This window comes from Psychrobacter sp. 1U2 (assembly GCF_051847575.1).
In genome coordinates, this window is the sequence record NZ_JBPYDC010001518.1 from 1 (window position 1) to 584 (window position 584).

Below are 584 nucleotides of genomic sequence, written 5' to 3' on the forward strand. Positions count from 1 at the left end.
AAAGCAAGAGCATAGCTGACAATGCCTGTACGCTTGACAATAACACGAAAGCGCAACCAGTCACGACGTCCCGCTGCTTGTCCACTTAAAGTCTCAGCTGACACTGCTACGCCATCAAGTGCAAAGGCTGAAATGCTTAATACTTGCAATAATATTGCGTTAGCAGCCAATACTAAATCGCCGCTTTGAGCAGAGAGGCGAGTAATCCATGCAAAGCTCACTGTTAAGATAAGCGTACGAATAAAAATATCTTTATTCAAAGAGAATAACCTAAGCATTTTATCTTTAGTAAAATGCTGCGGGTCCACTTGAAAGAAAGTAGGCCAAGTCAATTGTAAATGTCGGCGACTAAGCCACAAGGCCAATACAACCCCTGACCAAAATGCAATGGTAGTCCCTAACGCAACGCCAGCGATTCCCAACTGCATACTGTAAACAAAAAACAGTGTCAAAATAATATTAAATACAGCAATAAATCCTTGCTGATAGAGCATATAACGCGTTTTGCCTTGACCTGCAAACCAGCCAATAAAAGCAAAGTTCATCAGCTCAGCAATGACTCCCCAAAAACGTACATCTAAATA

At 41.6% G+C, this 584-nt stretch carries 1 protein-coding gene; it reads right to left on the reverse strand.

Going from position 1 to position 584, the window contains the following annotated elements; genetic code table 11:
• Positions 1–584: MATE family efflux transporter (locus ACS8FD_RS22945; RefSeq protein WP_439277555.1), on the reverse strand; the 584-nt coding region annotated here is incomplete at both ends.